We start from the raw sequence: 20,387 nt of genomic DNA, 5'->3' as shown, positions 1-20,387 counted from the left end.
TAAAGAGTGGTCTTGTATGAAATTAGAAATATTGTATAATATGGAATATTTAAATCTAAATATTTGTAAAACTTCTATATAAATATATTGGGGAAATCAATTCTTTTAAATAAAGTAAATTGTTAATAGAAATATATGTTAGAAGAAATATATTTTAAAAAATAATGGTTATAGATTATGAGAATATCTATATACTAAATATTAAATACAGAAAAAGAATGTTAAAACAGCATTTAAAATTATACGAGGAGTTTAAGGAATGGATAACAGAAAAAAGGGAATAATAATATTAATAATTGTAGCAATTCTTATAGTTGTAGTTTTTGCGTTGGGTTTCCTTTTTATACAGAATATTCTAAGTAAATTTAGTGAATTCCCATCTATTATGGGAACCAAATCTATTGAAACAGGTATTGAAGCTCCCAATTTTACTTTAAAGAACCTTAATGGTGAAGATGTGGAATTGAGCCAGATTAAAGGGAACATAGTACTAATTGATTTCTGGGCAGTATGGTGTAAACCATGTGTTGGGAAACTACCTTACATTCAATCTATACATGAAAAGTATGGTGAGGAAAGTCTTGTTGTGTTGGCAATAAATGTTTCAGAAAAGGAAGAAAAAATAAAATCATTTATTGAAGAAAATAACTATACATTTCCTGTTTTAATAGGAAATAAGACTGTATCAAATGATTATGGTGCACACGCCATTCCATTTGTTGTACTGATTGATAAGGAAGGCACTATTCGTTATACAGAATTGGGTTACCGCCAAGGCAGTGAACAAAAATTGATTAATGAGATTGAGAAGCTGTTAGAAGAGACAAGCAAATAAAATTGAAAAACACCATTTCATAAATTAAAATAAGGATTTTTTACATCTATAGATTATGGATTTTTCAATAAAATCAAGAAAGCGTAGAGATAAACAAATGAAATTAAAAAAGTATCATATTATTATGCTCATTTTTATTTGTCTATTAATTTTTGGGCTATTTCGTAAGGAATTTGTGACAGTATACAAAAATGCAATAACACTATGCTTATCCTGTATGGGATTGGAATAATAATAATTGAGGTGGATAACTCATCTTGTTAAGTATTTAATATTTTCCCTCATTTAATAAGAGAGTTGTAAGAAGAATTAATCATTTAAAGTAGCGATGAAATATATTGTGAATTTTCTATTAAAAATAAAGAGATGGGTCATTCAGTTAGTAACCTTTGGACTTTGGAATTCATTTTTGTTCCCTGGTCTAAAGATTCTTCCATGCCCTGGGCTTAATTGTTACGCTTGCCCATTTGCAGTTTTTGCATGTCCAATAGGTACATTACAACATTTTATTATAATTCGCGAAATCCCCTTTTACACTATTGGCATCCTCGGATTAATTGGCTCTTTTTTAGGGAGGATGAGTTGTGGTTGGCTATGTCCTTTTGGCTTTTTACAAGACCTACTTCACAAAATTAAAGTAAGAAAACTCCATATTTCAAACAGATTTGGGTGGCTACGATATGCTGTTTTAATAATACTTGTTGTAATTATTCCATATATCACTTTTGAGCCATGGTTTTCAAAGCTATGTCCTGTTGGAACAATACAAGCTGGGATACCATGGCTTATTTTACAACCAGATCTTCGTGAACTAATTGGAACTCTTTTCTGGTTAAAAATTTTAATTCTAATTTTCTTTTTAATATGGGCGATTGTAACATCGCGACCATTTTGTCGTTTTATCTGTCCTTTAGGTGCTATTTATTCTATATTTAACCGAATTAGTGCATTTCAGTTCAAAATAGATAAGGAATTATGTAGTAATTGTGGCATTTGTAATAAAGTTTGTCCAATGGAAATAGATGTTTTAGGGGGTTCACAACAAAGCCAATGCATTAGATGTATGGAATGTATAAAAGCGTGCCCAAAGAATGCAATCAAAATTTAGAAATAAAAGATGTTTATCTTAATATTAATTACATAAAAAGAATTTCAAAATGACTTATTTTAGTAATAACTATGAAATTTTAAATTATGAAAAAAGATTAATATAAATAATAATAAAAGTTCATATTATCATTAATTATAAAATTTTTCCAAAAATAATGAAGATTTAGAAATGAATGGAAGAAGAAACAAATATATTAAGGTTATAACAGTGTTTTTATTAAGCATTATCCTTATTGGTGTAGGTTGGATAATGAGAAAAAATATTGAGATGCGCATTTATGATATGACACATTCTCTAAAGACAGGTAGCAAGGCTCCCGACTTTAAAATTGAGAACTTGAAGAAAGAGATAGTAACTCTGAATAAACTTAAAGGTAAGGTAGTACTCATTAACTTCTGGGCGATATATTGCCCACCATGCAAAGAAGAACTACCAGTGATACAATCCATTCATGAAAAATATAATGAAGATGAACTGGTTGTATTAACAATTAATAAAGACAATAATATAGATAAAGTAATCTCATTTATGGATGAGAATGATTACTCATTTCCAGTTGCAATGGAAAATAAAGAAATGACAGATTCTTATGGTGGTGGCTGGATTCCTTATGTTGTACTCATAGATAAACAAGGTATTGTATGTTATGCACACAGAGGATACAGGGTTGGTGATGAGCAAGAATTAATTTCTGAAATAGAAAACTTGCTGGGCGATATAAGCCAATAAAAATAAAAAGTTAATTTCTTCATTTTAGATATAAAAGCTACCAAAAATTCTACCCAGAATCATTATTTCTAACCCCTTTTAGGTTTGTCTGATAACCAGCGTAGGTAGGTTCTCCCTGACGACGCCTTATCACACCTTCATTTGCATTGGCCATAGCAACCTGCTCAACAGGGTCGCTTCGTCTGGCTCGCGACTTACCATCTTTTCACCCTTGCTCCTGACGATTGATGGCTATTCTCACGCCATAGGGTGATGCTCATGCTCCAGCACCTGGGGGGTCGGAGTTGATGTTTTCGGGTTTTCGTTGTAGACTTGGATGTGAACATCGCACCGACGTGGATACCCAGGACCTCTATTCAAGCTTCAAAAGGACATTAGACAAAGGAGACAACACGATGAGTAAATTCGAGAAGTATCTTGCTTTATGGGTCGCGCTTTGCATGGTTATTGGGGTTGTACTTTCCAAAACAATACCCGGCATCAGTGAGGCCATCGTCTCTTGGCAAATCCGTGGGATTTCGATCCCCATTGGCATCTGCCTGTTTCTGATGATGTACCCGGCTGTGCTCAATCTACAAGTATCCGAACTGAAAAAGTTGAGGAATAGCCCAAAACCGATCATAATGACCCTGTTCTCCAATTGGGTGATCGCGCCCTTGGTCGCAGCGGGGCTGGCATATCTGTTTTTGCGGGGAAACGCACAACTTATCGTCGCCGTCATCTTGCTGGGGTCGAGCCCATGCACTGCGATGGTCCTCGTTTGGGGCAAGCTGGCCGAAGGGAACCAAGAGCAGAACGTAGTCAACACGAGCCTGAATACTGTCACCATTATGGTGCTTTACGTGCCGATCGTTTCACTACTAACAGGCATTCAAAACATCCCCATAGATCGAGGGTTGTTGGCTATCTCAGTGTTCGTCTTTATTGGAATTCCACTGATCCTTGGAATCGTAAGTAAGAGGGTTCTGATCAGGGCCAAAGGGGAACCGTGGTTCGAGAATGTATATCGTCCTACTGTCGGCAAGATCGCTATCGTGGCCCTGTTGATGACGCTCATCGTGCTCTTTTCGCTGAATGGGCAAGTTTTGCTTGATCACTTCGATCAACTGTTGTTGGTCTCGGTCCCACTGCTGCTTGGTTTCATCATCGTGGTCGGGCTCAATCTTTTGATCACCAGGGTCTTTGAACTGAAATATAGGGAGGCCATAATCACGGTCATCATTGGATCTTCGAGCCACTTTGAAATCGCCATTGCCACCGCGATAGCGATGTACGGTGTCGATTCGTATGCAGCGCTGGGAACCACGATGGGTCTGTTTTGGGAAGTGCCAATCATGTTGGGCCTGGTCTTCCTGGGCAAAGCCCTACGGAGAAGAAACTTTTGGAATAGATTTGAGGGGGCTGCGGCATATGATTCCAGGGGACGGGGTTAGTCGTGGCTACGAAAGCAAGGCGGGCTAACCCGTGCTTGCACACGACTTGGCTAATCTCGGCGCTTTCCAAGTTTTCCACGCGCTTTGTAGTTGGTCGTGTGGCGAAGGTGGTTTCCCGCATCCGCCAAGCGGGTGAAGCGCCAGCCGCTTCTCGGACAGAAAGGAAAGCATGAATAAAAACGATGAATCAAATTACACATGTTGAAACCACAGACTCCGCCTGGAAGGGTCTCTACAGAGTTAGCGGAGTGGCTGCCCACCCCGCCGCCACTCTCGAACCACGCGTGAGAGCTTTCCCCTCACATAGCTCTTCAGGATACGGGCCTTTGTCATAGGCACCTTGAGCCATGAACGATGTCGTGACAGTTGCCATGCATCAGGCACAGATTATCGAAGGCGTTGTTGTTGTGGTTCCCGTCATGATGATGCACCTCTATCTACTGCATTAGAAAACTTGCTGGGCGATATAAGCCAATAAAAATAAAAAGTTAATTTCTTCATTTTAGATATAAAAACTACCAAAAATTCTACTCATAATCATTATATCTAAATATTATTCTCATACTCATTACATTTATTCTATTTAAGAATTACTAATATTATTTTTTTATTTTTTACTTGACATTAAATATTTTTATGAGATAATTACCAATCAAATATAAATAATACTATTAATATTAATAATATGTATAATATTAAAAATGTTTTTATTAATTATTTTTTTAATTTATAATATCTTAATTACAAATTATTTATCTTTAGGAGTATTTAAATGAATGATATAGCAATTCAAGCTGAGGACCTAACACGTGATTTTGAAACAGTACGAGCTGTGGAAAATCTCAATATAGAGGTACAAAGAGGAGATGTTTTTGGCTTTCTTGGTCCAAATGGGGCTGGTAAGACAACAACTATTCGCCTAATGTTAGGTCTATTGAAACCAACCTATGGAAAGGTAAATGTATTAGGTTTTGACACTCAAACACAGGCAGATGAGATTCGAAACTTAACAGGAGCATTACTTGAACACACAAGCATTTATGAAAGGTTGACTGCTCAAGAAAATTTAGAATTCTACGGTCGTATCTGGCATTTGTCACATGATAAGAGAAATAATCGGATCAAAGAACTATTAATTAACCTAGGTTTATGGGAAAGACGGAATGAAAAAGCTGGGACGTGGAGTCATGGGATGAAAAAGAAATTAGCTGTGGCTCGAGCATTACTTCACCATCCTTCTTTAGTATTTATGGACGAGCCAACAGCTGGTCTTGACCCAATAGCAGCTGCAGCTCTGCGTGAGGACTTAGCTAACCTGGCTGATAGTGAGGATGTAACAATCTTTCTTACAACTCATAATCTAACAGAAGCAGAAAAGTTATATGATTAAGTAGCTGTAATTAATAAGGGGAAACTATTAACAGTAGGAAGCCCTGATGAATTAAGGACAAAGATTGGTAAACCACAGATTGAGATTATTGGACGGGGGTTTAATGAAAAAATATTAAATTTGCTAAGAGAACGAGAGGAAGTTTCAGATATTAGTTTAAGAAATAATCATCTTCTTATTGAATTAGTAAAAGATGTGGATACATCGCCAATTGTAAGCCTTATGGTAAATGAAAAAGTAGAGATAGAAGAAGTACACAAGGGTAAAGCCAGTCTTGAAGAAGTCTTTCTGACACTTATAAAGGAGGAAGAGAAATGATTAGAGATATAAAGACAATAATATGGAAAGAATGGAAAGAAGTTCTTCTCCAACAGAGCGGATTTCAAAGAGGAACAGGACGTTTTAAATTGGGTAGTGGCATTCTAAGTTTTTTAATTTTACTCGGTGTACTTGGGGTACTAATGCCCTTACAAATGGGACGCAAATGGGTAGAATTACCTTTTAGCCTGATTGAATATGCATTTATACCCTTTGTACTGGTCTTGGCTGTAGTCGCTGACTCCTGCCGCTGGTGAGCGTGAGCGGCATACATTAGAAACACTATTAGCCAGTAGACTATCAGATAAGGCAATTCTTTTTGGTAAGATGGGTGCAATTATAGGATATAGTTGGGGACTAACTATGATATGTCTTTTATTAGGGTTGGTGTCAATTAATTTGAGTCATTGGAATGGAGAACTTCTGGTTTATCCTGCAAATATTTTTTTAGGTGCTGTTGTTTTGAGTCTTCTATTTGCAGGGTTTGCAACTATTTTAGGGCTTTTTATATCATTAAGAGCACCAACTGTTAGGTAAGCACAGCAGACTTTAAGTATGATAATTATGATACCAATATGTCTATTTAGCTTTGGTCTTATGTTGATAATTAGAGTACTAACAAAAGAATGGAGGGATTGGTTAGCTCAAGTAATAAAGAATGCCAATTTGAATACAATTATACTCATTGTTATAGTAATTCTAATTATTCTTGACATTATATTATTATTGGCTGCTATGAAACGGTTTAAACGGGAAAAATTAATTCTTGATTAAAAGGGAGATATTTTATGTCGGCGAGGCTGTCTAAAGAAGGTTGAGAAAATAAGTAATAACCCTTTAAGTAAAATTAAATTTAAATCTGCCTTAACGCCTCTGCAGGATCAATGTTTGATGCTTTTAATGCAGGATAAATTGTAGCAGCAGTTCCAACAAAAATTGCAAGTCCTAATGCCCCTGCTGCTAAATATAAATCAAATAGTATTAAGACCTCCATTCCTACCATCATTGAGCCTGCAAGTAATGCTGCACCCATCCCAAGAGTATATCCCACAACACCTGATATAAAACTTAATATTAATGATTCCATCAGAATTATCTTTGTAATGTGCATCCTTCTAAAACCAATTGCTCTAAAAATTCCAATTTCGCGAGTTCTTTCATTAACCGATGACATCATTGTTGTAAAAACAATTAATGAACCAATAATAAGAACAATTATACCTGCAGCAAACCCAAAATTACTTAGTTGCTGTATAGTCTGCATTCTTTCTTTCACAACCTGCTTTATCGGAGTTGCTTCTCCTTCGGGTATTGCTTCATTTATCTGACGAGCCATTTCTTCAACAGGACATCCCAAGCAGATTGCAGCTACCTCAACAAGGGTTATTTTTCCTTCCTTACCAAGTAATTTCTGTGCTATCTTAAGCTCCATAAATATAGCTGAATCATCCCCCTGTGATCCAGTTCTCTCTAACACACCTTTAATATTAAATTCCTGATTATTTGCATTTATCTTATCGCCTGGCTTTTTATTTAATATCTTTGCTACTCTTGATCCAATTATGACATCATTCTCTTTTAATCTTTCTGTAACCTTAGTTACTGTTGTTGTTCTTGTTGGATTAACCGGACTTGGTTCTTCAATCCTTATGAGTTCTATATCGCTATCATTTGTAAATTCCCACCATTTTTTAAGTTCTATTTCAGTTGTAAGATTTGCGCCCACAACTAATACCTTTTCTTCTCCCAAATCCACTGCGCCCAATAATTTAGGTGAAACAATTGCTAAATTTTCTTTATTTTTTATTGTCCAAATATTATCTAATTCTTCTTCTTTTATTTCTTGAATATCATACTGTGCCCCAGGAACTGAGATTCCACCGTAAGACATTGATAAAATATTTGTCTTTGGAATGACCAGTATGTTTGCTCCGAATTCATCCATGTTTTTCTGGATACCTTCCTGCATTGCCTCAGTTATTGTAAAAATTGTAACAATTGTTGCAATACCAATTACCATTCCAATAATAAGGAATGCCATTTTTGATTTCCTTCTCTTTAAATAATCCAGTGATATGTCTTTTAGTTTCATTTATTTACTTATCTTATTTTGATTTTTATTTTAATTTTTTAATAAAAAAATAATAATAAAGTAATAAATTTTTATATTCCTTTTTATATTCTATTTACAATTTGTCCGTCTTTTAATTGTATTGTGTAATTTGCATGCTCTGCAATATTTTTGTCATGTGTGACCATAATAATTGTTTCTCCTTCCTGATTTAATTTTTTAAGTAATTCCATCACACCATCAGCATTTTTTGAATCAAGATTACCAGTGGGTTCATCTGCAAGCAAAATTGGGGGTTCATTTACTATTGCTCTTGCAACTGCAACTCTCTGTGTTTCTCCAACAGATAGTTGATTTGGAAGCCGATTTATTTTATCTCCTAAACCAACTTTTTCAAGTACTTCTTTCGCTCTTTCTCCTTGCTTTTTACTTGATATTTTTGTTATGGTAAGTGGTAGCATTACATTTTCTACTGCAGTCAAGTATGGAATCAACTGGAATGCTTGAAAGATAAAACCAATATATTCAGAACGAAAATCTGCCTGTTTTTCTAACTTTAAATTATAGACTGCTATGTCATCAACAAATACATTCCCGTCTGTTGGGGTATTCAATACCCCAAGAACACTCAAAAGTGTGCTTTTTCCAGAACCAGATGGACCCATTATTGATACGAATCCGCCTTCTTCTATTTCAAAACTTACATTATTTAAAGCTCGAACTATATCATCGCCTTCTTTATATATCTTGCATACTTTCTCAAATTTTATTAATGACATTTTTCTTTTTTCTGTTAATAATATTTTAAACCAATACTTTGTGCCTTAAGGTAGGAATATATTTCCTTCATTCATCTTTGCCATTTTGGAACTAAAAGTATTTTGCTCCTTGTGCTTCAATGTCTGATTTTTTTATCACCAAATAACCGTCCTCTGTCCATGATTCTAGTGCTACTTCATTATTGTTTGCATCTTCCATGTGTCTATCAAGGGGTGCAGGATTACAACCACCTTTTATCTCATTTATTTTTGTTGATAAAAATTTTCGACCGCAGTTGTTACATATCATATAATCACCTTCCTGTCTGTAGCCCTTCCCTTCTCTAAAACAAACATCACAAGCATCAAATGCTGCTCTAAATATTCCGTCGCTTGATTTTAGTATAAAGAACTTTATTGTTTTTCCTGTTGACGATTGGTGTTCATAGAAATGTGCTTTGCCGTCATTTATTTTTGATATTGGGAAGTATAAGCTATTTGGATCTTCTGTTTTGACTGTATCTCCACTATCAGTAGCAGGATTTCCGTTACTAGGAGGTGGAGGAGGAGGTGGTGGTGACTTTACAACTTTCCCTCTAAGAAGCGTAATAAAAACAATAACACCAATAATTAATATTGGAATTATATATATTGCCTTAAATTCAAAACCCTTCTTTTCTTTTTTATTTTTAATAAATCTCTCTCTTTTCTTATCCTGTTTTCTTTTTTGTATACCCATTTTTCTCTATCCTTTTTTGTTTTTTCTAATTTTACTTAATATTTTTAAGTTTAAAATATACTATAATCAATTTATAATTGTCAAACATCCAAGGCTTAAATTCATCCTCTGGCATATAATATATCATGTTTTCTCAGTGTATGTGCACTCTATGTAAACAATTATAAATATCAGTAATGACATTCTGATAATATGATCATCAAAGGCGCTGAAAGGTTGGCACTATGATAAAAAGGAAAATCGCCTTAAAAGTATTTTTATGAATAAATACTGTAAAATTATAGAGTTCTATTTTAATAACATTACAAAAGAAGAAGTAGAGAAGCTCTGGAAATTAAATGAAATTAATAAAAGTTTTAAAAATGGTCTTATGATTATCAAAAGGAGCAGAGATAAGAAGAAGTTACTCTCTCCTTCGCAGGTTTTAGTTGGAAAGATGGTTGTTGTAAACAAAATAGTTAATATTCTTTTTAAAAACCCCCTACTTCCAAAAACTTTCCTGCCAAAAGATTGGAAGGGAGAAGAATTAAAAAAAGAATTTTCTAAATGCATTAAACAAAAGAAAAAACCTGAAACCACACCTGGCAAGGTAACTGTAACAGCATTCCTGAACGGATGGCGCCCTGCTCAGAATATAGTTTTTGAAAGAGCAAAGAGAGCTGCATTAGAGTTTGGAGATAAGGTGGTGTTTCAAGAGATTGGCACATTCGATAGAGAGGTCTTTTTAAAGTGGGGCATTACAGACGCATTGTTCATAGACAAAAAACAGGTGAGAACTGGACAACCACCATCCTATGAGAAAATAAAAAATCTCATAGCAAAGAGAGTTAAGAAATTATAACAAATTTAGATATTTGTTAAATAAAGAGATTGTAAATAATATCAGAAAAAAAAGGAATTTTTGAAAAATTAAAAGCTATAAAAAAAGATTGGATATAAATATAAAAAAAGGATATATAAAAGAAGTGACTATAAGAGAAGTTGAAGCGAAATCTATATTAAGGAAACATAAAAAAATTGATTCGTGGTTTATCTCCCATTACGGAATGAATCTATATAGAGGATGTGCTCATAATTGTACATATTGTGATGGAAGAGCAGAAGGTTATTATGTTGTAGGAGAGTTTGGGAAAGATGTCACTGTAAAAGTGAATGCCATTGAGTTGTTAAAACGGGAATTAGACCCAAAAAGAAAGCGTAAACCCTTCAAGCGAAGTTTTATGATGGTAGGTGGTGGAGTTGGTGATAGTTATCAACCATTGGAAAAGAAGTATAGATTAACTAAAAGAGCACTTCAACTAATGTATGAATACAATTATTCAGTGCATATACTTACTAAATCAACACTAATTAAAAGGGATATTGATATTATTAAAAAAATCAATAGACAAAGTAGAGCAATAGTGAGTTTCAGTTTTTTATCAGTAGATGATAAGATAAGCGCTATCTTTGAACCTGGTGTCCCATCTCCAAATAAGAGATTAAAAACATTAGCTTTTTTAAAGGACGAAGGAATAGCATGTGGTATGTTTCTACTTCCTGTTACTCCCTTTATAACTGATACATTAGAATTAATGGAAAGATCTATAAGTAAAGCAAAGGATGTAGGTCTGGACTTTATAATCTTTGGAGGAATGACCCTAAAAGAGGGTAAGCAGAAAGATTACTTTTTCAATGTGTTAAATAAGTATAATCCAAAACTAATAAAGAAATATCAAGATATATATAAAGAAAACAAGTGGGGAGAAGCAACAGATGAATATTATGGTTTAATAAATTCAAGATTCAATAAAATTGCTAAAAAATATAAGATACAAAAGCGTATTCCACTTTCTCTTTATAAAGATATATTAAGTGAAAATGATTTAGTGATTGTTATTTTAGAGCATATTGATTATCTTTTAAAACTAAAAGGTAAGAGATCACCTTATGGACATGCTGCTTATTCTATCTCACAGTTAAAACAGCCATTGACAACTATGAAAGAAGAATTGCAAAAAATAAAAGGGGTAGGCAAAACAACAGAAGGTATTATATTAGAGATTCTCGAAACAGGATCTTCATCCTATTATGAAAAATTAATGATGTGACATAAAATCAAGCTTTAAAAAAATAGAGAACATGTAAATTCTAAATTAGTGAATAAAAATTGTAAATTTTTAGATTGATATTCGTTTTTAAAGAATTTAACATGGAGGATCCTGACAAATCTACATAAAAGCATAAACAAGGTGAAAAATGCAATATGATGATATTCTTAAAAAACTAAAGTCTTTGTCGAATCCTAAAGCAATAGAGGGTATGGCAAAATACGGAATTACTGCTAAAAGAGCTTATGGTGTTTCAATTCCAAATCTTAGGAAGATTGCCAAAAAAATAGGAAAAAACCATGAACTTGCCCAAAAACTCTGGAAATCAGATATCCGTGAAACTCGAATACTTGTAAGTATGATTGATGATCCTGATAAGATTACCGAAGAACAAATGGAAAGATATGTAAAAGAGTTTAATTATTGGGAGATTTGTGACCAATTCTGTATGAATTTATTTGATAAAACCAAATTTGCTTATAAAAAAGCTATTGAATGGAGTAAAAGAAAAGAAGAATTTGTTAAAAGAGCAGGATTTGCTTTAGTGGCTTGTTTAGCATGGCACGATAAAAATGCTAAAGATTCAAATTTTTTGGAATTTTTCTCTAGTATTGTTAGAGAAGCTACAGATAATAGAAATTATGTTAAAAAAGCAGTCAATTGGGCATTAAGAAATATTGGAAAACGGAATCTCAATTTGAACAGGAAGGCAGTTGGAATTGCAAAGGAAATTAAAAAAATGGATTCAAAAGCTGCCCGCTGGATTGCTTCTGATGCAATTCGTGAATTAACAAGTGAAAAAATTCAAAAAAGATTAGCCAAAAAAGTTTGAAAAATTTCACAAATAATGAAATGTTATATAGAATGACTTGTAAAAATCAGCTTATAGAAGAAAGGAAATATTTATGCCATTAACACCATTTCATTGGGGACCAAGCTCCTGGATTGGAATCATTTTTTTTAAGATATTTGATTTTCCAACACTATTTGTATCAAGTGTAATAGTTGATATTGAACCTATTTGTGTTATATTATTTAATCTAAATTATCCGCTACATGGATTTTTTCATAGCTTTTTGGGTGGCTCAATATTAGCAATCTTAACTGCAATTATAATGTATATTTTAAGAAATTATATTAAACAAATACTGGCTGTATTTAAATTAAAACAAGATTCATCATTTTTAAAAATATTGTGGACTTCTCTATTTGGAGTTTATTTTCACCTCCTTCTTGACTCATTTATGCATACAGATATGAAACCATTTTATCCTCTTGAAATTAATCCATTTTTAAATCTTATTTCAGTAAGACAAATATATTCATTTTGCACCTGGTCATTCTTAATTGGATTAATAGCTTATCTTATTAGATTAATTTTTTTAAAGGTTAAAGCTAAAGGATAATATAAGTTAAAAATTATTTAAAAATATAACTGCTTGTTTTTGTTTAATAAACAAAACTGTAATTATTAATAAAAAGGTAATAAATGACAAAGATTATAGCGATTGTGATTGTAGTTTTACTTACTATTATAATTATTATCAGTATATTCCTCATTCAATTTGGTATAACTCCTCAGGATACAAAGATAATTAAAATTCTTGAGTTAAATAAAGATAAAATTTTAAATATTGAAGGAGTTGTAGGGGCAGGGATTAATATAAATAAAGATAATAACATTGTTGGTATTGTAGTATATGTTGAAGATGACATACAGGAAATTGAAAAGATACCAAGCAAGTTGTATGATAAAAACTTGGGAGAGTATAAAGTTCTTATTAAAAAAATAAGTGAAGCAAGTGATTTTGAGAAAGAAAAAATGATAATTTATAAATAACATTTAGACAATGGTAAATTTATTTTATCAGCTGGAGTATCTGCAGGAATTGATATGTCATTGTATGTAGTCTCTAAACTATTAGGGAAGGAACAAGCTATTAAAACAGCTAAAACAATAGAATATAAATGGGAATATAATAAAAGTAAAAAAATTTTAAATGAAATTAAGTAAAGAATAGGGTTAGTATGAAAGTTTGTGATTATATAAAATGTAAGGATATCCAATGTAAAGATATAAATGCAGATAGTTATCTTGTTTCATATAAGAGAATTAATCCACTAAATATTCAAATATTCATGATAACAGAAGCACCTCCAGCTGATGAAGAAGACTATTTTTATGCAAAAGATAATCCTTTTTATCTTAAAACAACCATCCAAGCTTTTAATGATGCAGGTGTTTATATTTCTACTATGCAAGAAATTTTAGATTTAGGGATATATATAACAACTGCTATAAAATGTGGAAAGATACAATATGCGATTTCTACTAATACTATAAAAAATTGTACTAAAATTTTAGAAAAAGAAGTAAATTTATTTCCCAATATAAGGGTTTTTCTACTTATGGGTGATGTAGCTATTAAAGCTATGAATTATATTTGGAAAAAGCAAGTAGGGAAAAAAATTATTCCGAGTGGTTCTACATATAAGATAAGAAATCAAGAATATTATTATAAAGAAAAAAGAGTTTTTCCATCGTACACACCAACAGGGAAAAATTATTTAATTGAGAAATCAAAAAGAAGGATGATTGCAGAAGATATTAAAGAGGCAATGAAATTAATCCAATAATTAGCAAGTGTTCATAAAACCTTCACCCTAATGGAGGTAAGAAATGTTTGAGTTACCTGAGTTTGTAACCCTAGCCAAACAAATTAATGAAACCTTAAAAGGAAAAACAATAAAATAAGGTGGATGATATGATGAATATGATCTTTATAACAATCGAGGAAAATATATTCGCATAATGGATAAAAATGCTGTTAAAAATCCTTGTCCTCAATGTGGTAGTAAAATAGAAAAAATTCAGTATTTAGGTGGAGCCTGTTATTTCTGTCCAGACTGCCAAAAATTAAGTTAAGAATCCAACTTTGTTTCCACCTGACCCTATAGGTATACTTCTTTAAATTTTTATCAAAAACTTTCTGATCTTTTCTTTTGGAGAAAATCTGTTGTTCCCAACAAGATAGGTGAAACTTTCACTAAGCTATAAAATAGGGAGAAAACAAGTATCATATTAACTCCCTAGTAACTGATGAGAATAAAAGATTAGTACATTGGATAGATTAAAATTTAATTTGAGAGCTTGAAAGTAAAGTAATACAGAGAATGTTGAATAATTAGAAATATATTAAAAAATTTATGTTATCTTGACATAAATATTATAAAATTAATAAATTAAAAGATTACTAAGTTAAAAAAATCTAAAAATGAACAAGGAGATGCCATAATGATAAAAGAGGAATCTGTAGAAGTCAGTGAAGCACAGATTGCAGTTCATTGGCAAGAGGAAAGATATTATTATCCTTTAGCACAATTTATTGCCCAAGCAAATATGACTGATTCTTCAATCTTTGAAAGATTCAGTTTGGAGAATTTCCCTGAGTGTTTTAAGGAATATGCAGATTTACTAACCTGGTATAAATACTGGCATACAACACTTGATACTAGTAATGCTCCCTGCTGGGAATGGTTTGTTGGTGGTAAAATAAACGCCTGCTATAACTGTGTTGATAGACATTTGGCTAAATATAAGAATAAGGCTGCAATTATTTATGTACCAGAACCGGAGAACGAACCTTATGTGTTTTTAACTTATCAGGAACTCTATATTAGGGTTAATGAGCTTGCTGTACTTCTCAAGGATTTTGCAGGACTTAAAACTGGTGATAGAGTCACATTTCACATGCCAATGGTTCCCGAGCTCCCGATAACGATGCTTGCTTGTGCAAGACTTGGTATCATTCATTCTGAAGTATATGGAGGGTTTAGTGGTCAGGCATGTGGTGAAAGAATAGCAGATTCAGGAAGTCATGTCTTTATAACAATTGATGGGTACTACCGATCAGGTAAGCTGTTAGATCACAAAGAAAAAGCTGATATAGCTGTTAGAATAGCACAAGAGAAAGGTCAAGCTGTAGACAAAGTACTAGTTTGGAGACGTTATCCTGGGAAGTATGTTTCCAAGACACCAATGATAGAAGGTCGTGATTACTTTATGGATGAGGTGCTTAAGAATTATCACGGCAAAAAGGTGGAACCAGTTCATATGCCAGCTGAAGCTCCTCTCTTTCTCATGTATACTAGTGGGACGACAGGAAAACCTAAAGGATGTCAACATAGCACAGGTGGTTATTTAGCTTATGTAGCAGGTACGTCAAAATATGTTCAGGATATTCACCCAGAGGATGTTTACTGGTGCATGGCGGACATAGGTTGGATCACAGGTCATTCCTATATCGTTTATGGTCCATTGGCACTTGCTGCAACAAGTGTTATGTATGAAGGTGTACCCACCTACCCAGATGCTGGTCGTCCGTGGAGAATAGCTGAGCGGCTTGATGTAAATATATTCCACACTGCACCAACTACGATACGGATGTTAAGAAAAGCAGATCCTAATAAACCGAGTAAATATAATTATAACTTTAAGCATATGACAACAGTAGGAGAACCCATAGAACCAGAAGTGTGGAAATGGTATTACCATGTTGTAGGTAAGGGGAAGGCTGTTATTGTTGATACGTGGTGGCAGACAGAAACAGGAGGATTTCTTTGTAGCACAATGCCAGCACTTCATCCAATGAAACCTGGAAGTACAGGTCCAGGTGTACCAGGTATACATGTAGTAATATACGATGAGAATGGAAATGAAATTATGACAGGTTCCAATAGAGCAGGGAATATCTGTATAAGGAATCCTTGGCCAGGTGCATTTCAAACAATATGGGGTAATCGTAAGCGATATGTTGCACAATATTATGAGAAATACTGTAAAAATAAAAATAGTAAAGATTGGATTGACTGGCCGTATTTTACAAGTGATGCTGGTATGCAAGCTAAAGATGGATACTATCGAATATTAGGTAGGGTGGATGATGTTATTAATGTAGCTGGTCACCGATTAGGTACTAAGGAGTTAGAGTCTGCTTGTCTTGTTGTCCAAGAGATAGCAGAATCAGCTGTTGTACCTTTAGCAGATGAGATAAAAGGTCGAGTACCTGATATTTATGTATCTCTTAAGCTAGGTTACAAGCCTAGCAGAAAAATAGAGGATAAAGTTAAAAAGTCTATCGAGACAATTATTGGTCCAATAGCAAGACCTCGGAATGTTTATATTGTTCCTGACATGCCAAAGACTCGTTCTGGAAAGATTATGCGTCGTGTCCTTACATCTATCTCTAACGGACTAGATATTGGGGACGTTACAACATTAGCTAATCCAGAAATTGTTGAGGAAATTAAAAATATAGTTCAAGAGTAAATTTTCTTATAAATATTTACTCAGGAAAAAAAAGTGTAAAGGGGCTTTTAACACAAGACCAGTATTTAGGTGGAGCCTGTTATTTCTGTCCAGACTGCCAAAAATTAAGGTAAAAAATTATAAATAATTCTTGAAATTTAAAAAATGGAATTAATGAAAAAAAGATGGAAAATGGATTTTAGAGAGTTCACCTACTGGGAGAATACAAACTAACATAGAGACAGCTGGTAAACCTAGCAAATGGATAACATTAATTGCATTGAAAGCACTAGAAAGACTTAACATTTTAAATTTTAAACAATAATTATCAATATTTAATAATAAATACTTAAATAAGTAATATGAGTGAAGTCAGTATAGAAAAAGCAAATCAATTTGTTTTACATAAACAGCATTTAACAGAAGATTCAAAGACTGATGATATTGTAAAGATAGTTAATGATATAAGTGGTCTACATGCAACTGGTTCTACTACTCCTTACTTATCTCTTTTTGCAAGAACAAAGAATTTTACTAAAAATGTACTGGAAGAGGAGATTAATATAAGAAGAAGATTAGGAAAGATCCGTTGTATGCGAAAAACACTTCACATTCTAACAAAAGAAATGATTCCTGTTGCTTATGCTGCAACAAAAAAAATGTTTATATTGGTTTCTGAACGTTATATGCATTATCTAGGAGTTTCATCAGAAGAATATAAAGAAATCTCTAAGCAAATTTTGGATATTTTAAATAATAGGGCAATGACAACAACCGAGATTAAAAATGCTTTAAAGACGAAGGTTAATACCTCTCCTATTGTAAATTTAATGTGTGACCAGGGATTATTAATTAGAGGAGTTTCAAGAAAGGGTTGGAAAAGTAACTTACACACATATTTTTCTTTTAATAGATATTTTCCTGATTTAGACTTACACAAATTAAAAGAGAAAGAAGCTGTGAAATTATTAGTTAAACAATATTTAAGTTCATTTGGACCAGTAACTGAAAATGATATTTCCTGGTGGACAGGATTAGGAAAGACAATGATTAAACAATTATTAAAGGAATTAGAGAAACAAACATTAATTATTAATATTTCTAATTTGAAAGGTAATTTTATATTACTAAAAACAGATAAAAGAAATCTAAAATATTTTAATCTTAGCCGAAAAGGAATTGTGAATTTTCTACCAGTTCAAGATCCATATATTATGGGTTATAAAGAAAGAGAGAGATATATTGATCCTGGAGACTATGATAATGTCTTTGACCGTTCTGGTAATGCTGCAGCAACAATTTTGCTTGATGGAAGAGTGATTGGAGTCTGGGATTTTACAGAAAAGGCTGAATCAACAGTTAAAATATATCTTTTTAAGAAGGTAGGAAAAGCTTTATTAAAAAGGATATATTCAGAAGCAAGCAGAATTGGAAAATTTATAGCAGATAAAGAAGTTCATATTAAAGAATGCAAGCACATGATTTCTTTAAGAGAAAGAACCCTTGGAGGGTTTATGTCACCTCTTAAAGGTTGCTAGGAAAACAATAAAGGGAGTTTAAGAAATGAGTAATTGGAAATCAATGTTAAAAGGGATTGAATTGAAACTACGAAAGAAATATAAAAAAGTGTTTTTCTTCCAGTGGTAGATTTTGATACTAAGATTTTTGTAAAAATAGATATAACTGATGATAGGATTTTGGACAGATGAATACTCCTTAATCTTGGATTATTTTCTATGATGTATGATATTAAATAAGTTATATAAATGATAAGAGGTGAAAAAATGACTAAGGAAAAAGAAAAATTGATAATTAAAGGATTTAATCAATTTGGTGGAAAGCATTGTCAGACAGCTGCATTGAAAAATGTTTTGGATTATCACGGACTCCATTTATCAGAAGAAATGCTACTGGGTTTGGGAGGAGGTATTGGATTTATATATTGGTATGTAAAAGTGATGCCCTCTCCTTTTATAGGTACTCGATATGGAAAAGGTGAGGAATTCCTGATAAAAATATGTGAAAGAATTGGTGGAGAGGCAATAATATTTCAAACAACGAGCATTAGAAAAGGGCATGAACAACTAAAAAATATGCTCCGTGATGGTGAACCCGTATATGTATTTGTGGATATGCCCTATCTTCCCTATTTAGCTCTTCCTGAAATAGCACATTTTGGTGGACATACTATTGTTGTATTTGGCATAGATGAAGAAGAAAATAAAGTCTATATATCAGATCGTGGTAAAAATTATGTAACTTCTAGTATAGAAGATTTAAAGAAAGCCTGTAGTTCAAAATTCCCCCCATTTCCTGCAAAGAATAAAATATTGAAAATAAAATATCCTTCAAAAATAGGAAATCTAGAAAAGGGAATCAAAGAGAGCATCAGGGGTTGTTGTTTGAATATGTTAGAACCACCCATAAGAAATATTGGACTTGCTGGAATACAAAAATGGGCTAATATTGTACCAAAATGGTCAGAACAGTTTAAGGGATTAGATTTATTTGGTTGCCTTTTTAATACATTTATTTATATCGAAATTGGTGGCACTGGTGGCAGTGCCTTCCGACCAATGTATGCTCAATTCCTTAAAGAATCTAGCAGCATATTGAATAATCCTAGATTAAATGAAGTTGCTAAAATGTTTGAGGATTCTGGTGAAGTATGGAGTAAGATTGCAGCAGCGGCTCTTCCCGATTCATGGTCTACATTAAGAAGAATAAGAGAGCTTTCTTTTGAAAAAAATAAAATCTTTGAGGAACAAAAACGAGGAGCTTTGGAAAACATGATTGAAATTAACAAGGAAGTAGATAAATTAGTAAAAAAAGCAGAAGAAGATTTAAAGAAAAAGGATCTTAAACCATTATTGGCTAATTTACAACAAAAGATTTTGAATTGTTATGAAATTGAAGAAAAAGCATTTAAAACATTGAATGATATTGTCAAACAAAAGGATTTTAAAATTTTCTGATGAATTTTAGTTTAAAGATAAAATGAAAAACAAATTTAGTTACTTTTTAGAAGAAAAAGAGAAGTTAAGTTTTTTCACATTTCCAAAATTGAGAAATATTGATTCAATAGTTTATGGGTTCACAACTAAGAATTGGACAAAAAAAGCTCTTATTGAGAATTTCAATTTAAAGAATTTTTCTATTATCTCTTTAAAGCAAATTCATTCTGACAAATTTCATCTATTAAAAGAAGTACCTGGTGAAATATTAGTGGGCGATGCTCTCATTACTACTATTCCCAAAATTTTATTAACCATTAAAACAGCAGATTGTCTACCAATTTTAATTTTTGATAAAGAAGCGAAGGTGGTATCTGCTATTCATGTTGGTTGGAAAGGAGTAATCAGAAAATTTACAAAAAAGGTTGTTTTGGAGATAGTAGACTCTTTAGATATAAAACCATCCTTATTATTTGCACTTTTGGGACCTTGCATATGCTCAAAATGTTATGAAGTTGGAGAAGATGTCAAAGAAATCTTGGAAAAGGAGTGGGATAGTTTTAGTGATTTATTAATTCCTTCTCGTAAAGAAGGAAAATATCAACTTGATCTAAGGAAAGCAAACACAATTCAACTTAAAGAAATGGGTTT

22 protein-coding genes and 1 pseudogene are annotated in these 20,387 nt (G+C 32.7%); 20 read left to right on the top strand and 3 right to left on the bottom strand.

Going from position 1 to position 20,387, the window contains the following annotated elements; all coding sequences use genetic code 11:
- Positions 1 to 259 precede the first annotated feature (259 nt).
- The 9 genes and pseudogenes from KKC53_01335 to KKC53_01295 all read left to right on the top strand — a co-directional run bounded on the left by KKC53_01335 (position 260) and on the right by KKC53_01295 (position 6,590).
- Positions 260 to 835 (top strand): TlpA family protein disulfide reductase, encoded by a 576-nt coding sequence (locus KKC53_01335; protein ID MBU2597812.1) that lies wholly within the window; start codon positions 260 to 262, stop codon positions 833 to 835.
- Between the two features lie 328 nt (positions 836 to 1,163).
- Complete coding sequence (locus tag KKC53_01330; GenBank protein MBU2597811.1) at positions 1,164 to 1,943, top strand: 4Fe-4S binding protein; 780 nt, start codon at positions 1,164 to 1,166, stop codon at positions 1,941 to 1,943.
- A gap of 171 nt (positions 1,944 to 2,114) precedes the next feature.
- Positions 2,115 to 2,675 (top strand): TlpA family protein disulfide reductase, encoded by a 561-nt coding sequence (locus KKC53_01325; protein MBU2597810.1) that lies wholly within the window; start codon positions 2,115 to 2,117, stop codon positions 2,673 to 2,675.
- A 395-nt stretch (positions 2,676 to 3,070) separates the two neighbouring features.
- Positions 3,071 to 4,108: an ACR3 family arsenite efflux transporter gene (arsB, locus tag KKC53_01320; GenBank protein MBU2597809.1), complete on the top strand. Its 1,038-nt coding sequence runs from the start codon at positions 3,071 to 3,073 to the stop codon at positions 4,106 to 4,108.
- Between the two features lie 340 nt (positions 4,109 to 4,448).
- A complete protein-coding gene (locus KKC53_01315) occupies positions 4,449 to 4,586 on the top strand; it encodes a hypothetical protein (GenBank protein ID MBU2597808.1) in 138 nt (45 codons plus the stop codon).
- A 294-nt stretch (positions 4,587 to 4,880) separates the two neighbouring features.
- A pseudogene (locus tag KKC53_01310) lies at positions 4,881 to 5,816 on the top strand (ABC transporter ATP-binding protein).
- A complete protein-coding gene (locus KKC53_01305) occupies positions 5,813 to 6,073 on the top strand; it encodes a hypothetical protein (protein ID MBU2597807.1) in 261 nt (86 codons plus the stop codon). The pseudogene KKC53_01310 and the gene KKC53_01305 overlap by 4 nt, the downstream one beginning before the upstream one ends.
- The gene (locus tag KKC53_01300; GenBank protein ID MBU2597806.1) at positions 6,054 to 6,353 is read left to right on the top strand and encodes an ABC transporter permease; all 300 of its coding nucleotides are present in this window, start codon (positions 6,054 to 6,056) and stop codon (positions 6,351 to 6,353) included. Before KKC53_01305 ends, KKC53_01300 begins: the two co-directional genes overlap by 20 nt.
- 18 nt (positions 6,354 to 6,371) lie before the next feature.
- Positions 6,372 to 6,590, top strand: coding sequence for a hypothetical protein (locus KKC53_01295; GenBank protein MBU2597805.1), 219 nt, complete (start codon positions 6,372 to 6,374; stop codon positions 6,588 to 6,590).
- A gap of 79 nt (positions 6,591 to 6,669) precedes the next feature.
- On the opposite strand, the gene KKC53_01290 is transcribed toward KKC53_01295, so the two are convergent.
- From KKC53_01290 to KKC53_01280, 3 genes are all read right to left on the bottom strand, one after another.
- Complete coding sequence (locus tag KKC53_01290) at positions 6,670 to 7,908, bottom strand: ABC transporter permease (GenBank protein MBU2597804.1); 1,239 nt, start codon at positions 7,906 to 7,908, stop codon at positions 6,670 to 6,672.
- Between the two features lie 83 nt (positions 7,909 to 7,991).
- Positions 7,992 to 8,666, bottom strand: a complete 675-nt coding sequence (locus tag KKC53_01285; protein MBU2597803.1) for an ABC transporter ATP-binding protein — start codon at positions 8,664 to 8,666, stop codon at positions 7,992 to 7,994.
- A gap of 91 nt (positions 8,667 to 8,757) precedes the next feature.
- Complete coding sequence (locus KKC53_01280; GenBank protein MBU2597802.1) at positions 8,758 to 9,384, bottom strand: DUF2318 domain-containing protein; 627 nt, start codon at positions 9,382 to 9,384, stop codon at positions 8,758 to 8,760.
- 259 nt (positions 9,385 to 9,643) lie between these two features.
- On the opposite strand from KKC53_01280, the gene KKC53_01275 reads away from it, so the two are divergent.
- The 11 genes from KKC53_01275 to KKC53_01225 form a co-directional block, all read left to right on the top strand.
- Positions 9,644 to 10,225 carry a hypothetical protein gene (locus tag KKC53_01275; protein MBU2597801.1) on the top strand — a complete coding sequence of 194 codons (582 nt, stop codon included), beginning with the start codon at positions 9,644 to 9,646 and terminating at the stop codon, positions 10,223 to 10,225.
- A 124-nt stretch (positions 10,226 to 10,349) separates the two neighbouring features.
- Entirely contained in the window at positions 10,350 to 11,474 is a 1,125-nt protein-coding gene (locus KKC53_01270; protein ID MBU2597800.1) for a radical SAM protein, read from the top strand.
- A gap of 148 nt (positions 11,475 to 11,622) precedes the next feature.
- Positions 11,623 to 12,306: a DNA alkylation repair protein gene (locus KKC53_01265; protein ID MBU2597799.1), complete on the top strand. Its 684-nt coding sequence runs from the start codon at positions 11,623 to 11,625 to the stop codon at positions 12,304 to 12,306.
- 73 nt (positions 12,307 to 12,379) lie between these two features.
- Positions 12,380 to 12,880 (top strand): hypothetical protein, encoded by a 501-nt coding sequence (locus tag KKC53_01260; protein MBU2597798.1) that lies wholly within the window; start codon positions 12,380 to 12,382, stop codon positions 12,878 to 12,880.
- An 83-nt stretch (positions 12,881 to 12,963) separates the two neighbouring features.
- Complete coding sequence (locus KKC53_01255; protein ID MBU2597797.1) at positions 12,964 to 13,314, top strand: hypothetical protein; 351 nt, start codon at positions 12,964 to 12,966, stop codon at positions 13,312 to 13,314.
- 188 nt (positions 13,315 to 13,502) lie between these two features.
- A complete protein-coding gene (locus KKC53_01250) occupies positions 13,503 to 14,111 on the top strand; it encodes a uracil-DNA glycosylase (GenBank protein ID MBU2597796.1) in 609 nt (202 codons plus the stop codon).
- 175 nt (positions 14,112 to 14,286) lie between these two features.
- Positions 14,287 to 14,400: a zinc-ribbon domain-containing protein gene (locus KKC53_01245; protein ID MBU2597795.1), complete on the top strand. Its 114-nt coding sequence runs from the start codon at positions 14,287 to 14,289 to the stop codon at positions 14,398 to 14,400.
- A 369-nt stretch (positions 14,401 to 14,769) separates the two neighbouring features.
- A complete protein-coding gene (gene acs / locus KKC53_01240) occupies positions 14,770 to 16,803 on the top strand; it encodes an acetate--CoA ligase (GenBank protein ID MBU2597794.1) in 2,034 nt (677 codons plus the stop codon).
- 341 nt (positions 16,804 to 17,144) lie between these two features.
- Complete coding sequence (locus KKC53_01235) at positions 17,145 to 18,320, top strand: winged helix DNA-binding domain-containing protein (protein MBU2597793.1); 1,176 nt, start codon at positions 17,145 to 17,147, stop codon at positions 18,318 to 18,320.
- A gap of 246 nt (positions 18,321 to 18,566) precedes the next feature.
- The gene (locus tag KKC53_01230; protein ID MBU2597792.1) at positions 18,567 to 19,757 is read left to right on the top strand and encodes a BtrH N-terminal domain-containing protein; all 1,191 of its coding nucleotides are present in this window, start codon (positions 18,567 to 18,569) and stop codon (positions 19,755 to 19,757) included.
- Positions 19,758 to 19,779: 22 nt separating this feature from the next.
- Positions 19,780 to 20,387 (top strand): polyphenol oxidase family protein (locus tag KKC53_01225; GenBank protein ID MBU2597791.1); only part of this gene is annotated, 608 nt, incomplete at its 3' end.

It is taken from the genome of Actinomycetota bacterium (assembly GCA_018830725.1).
Taxonomy (GTDB): domain Bacteria; phylum Actinomycetota; class Humimicrobiia; order JAHJRV01; family JAHJRV01; genus JAHJRV01.
The sequence above is the reverse complement of the archived record's forward strand: the minus strand, read 5'-3'. Positions and strand labels throughout refer to the sequence as shown.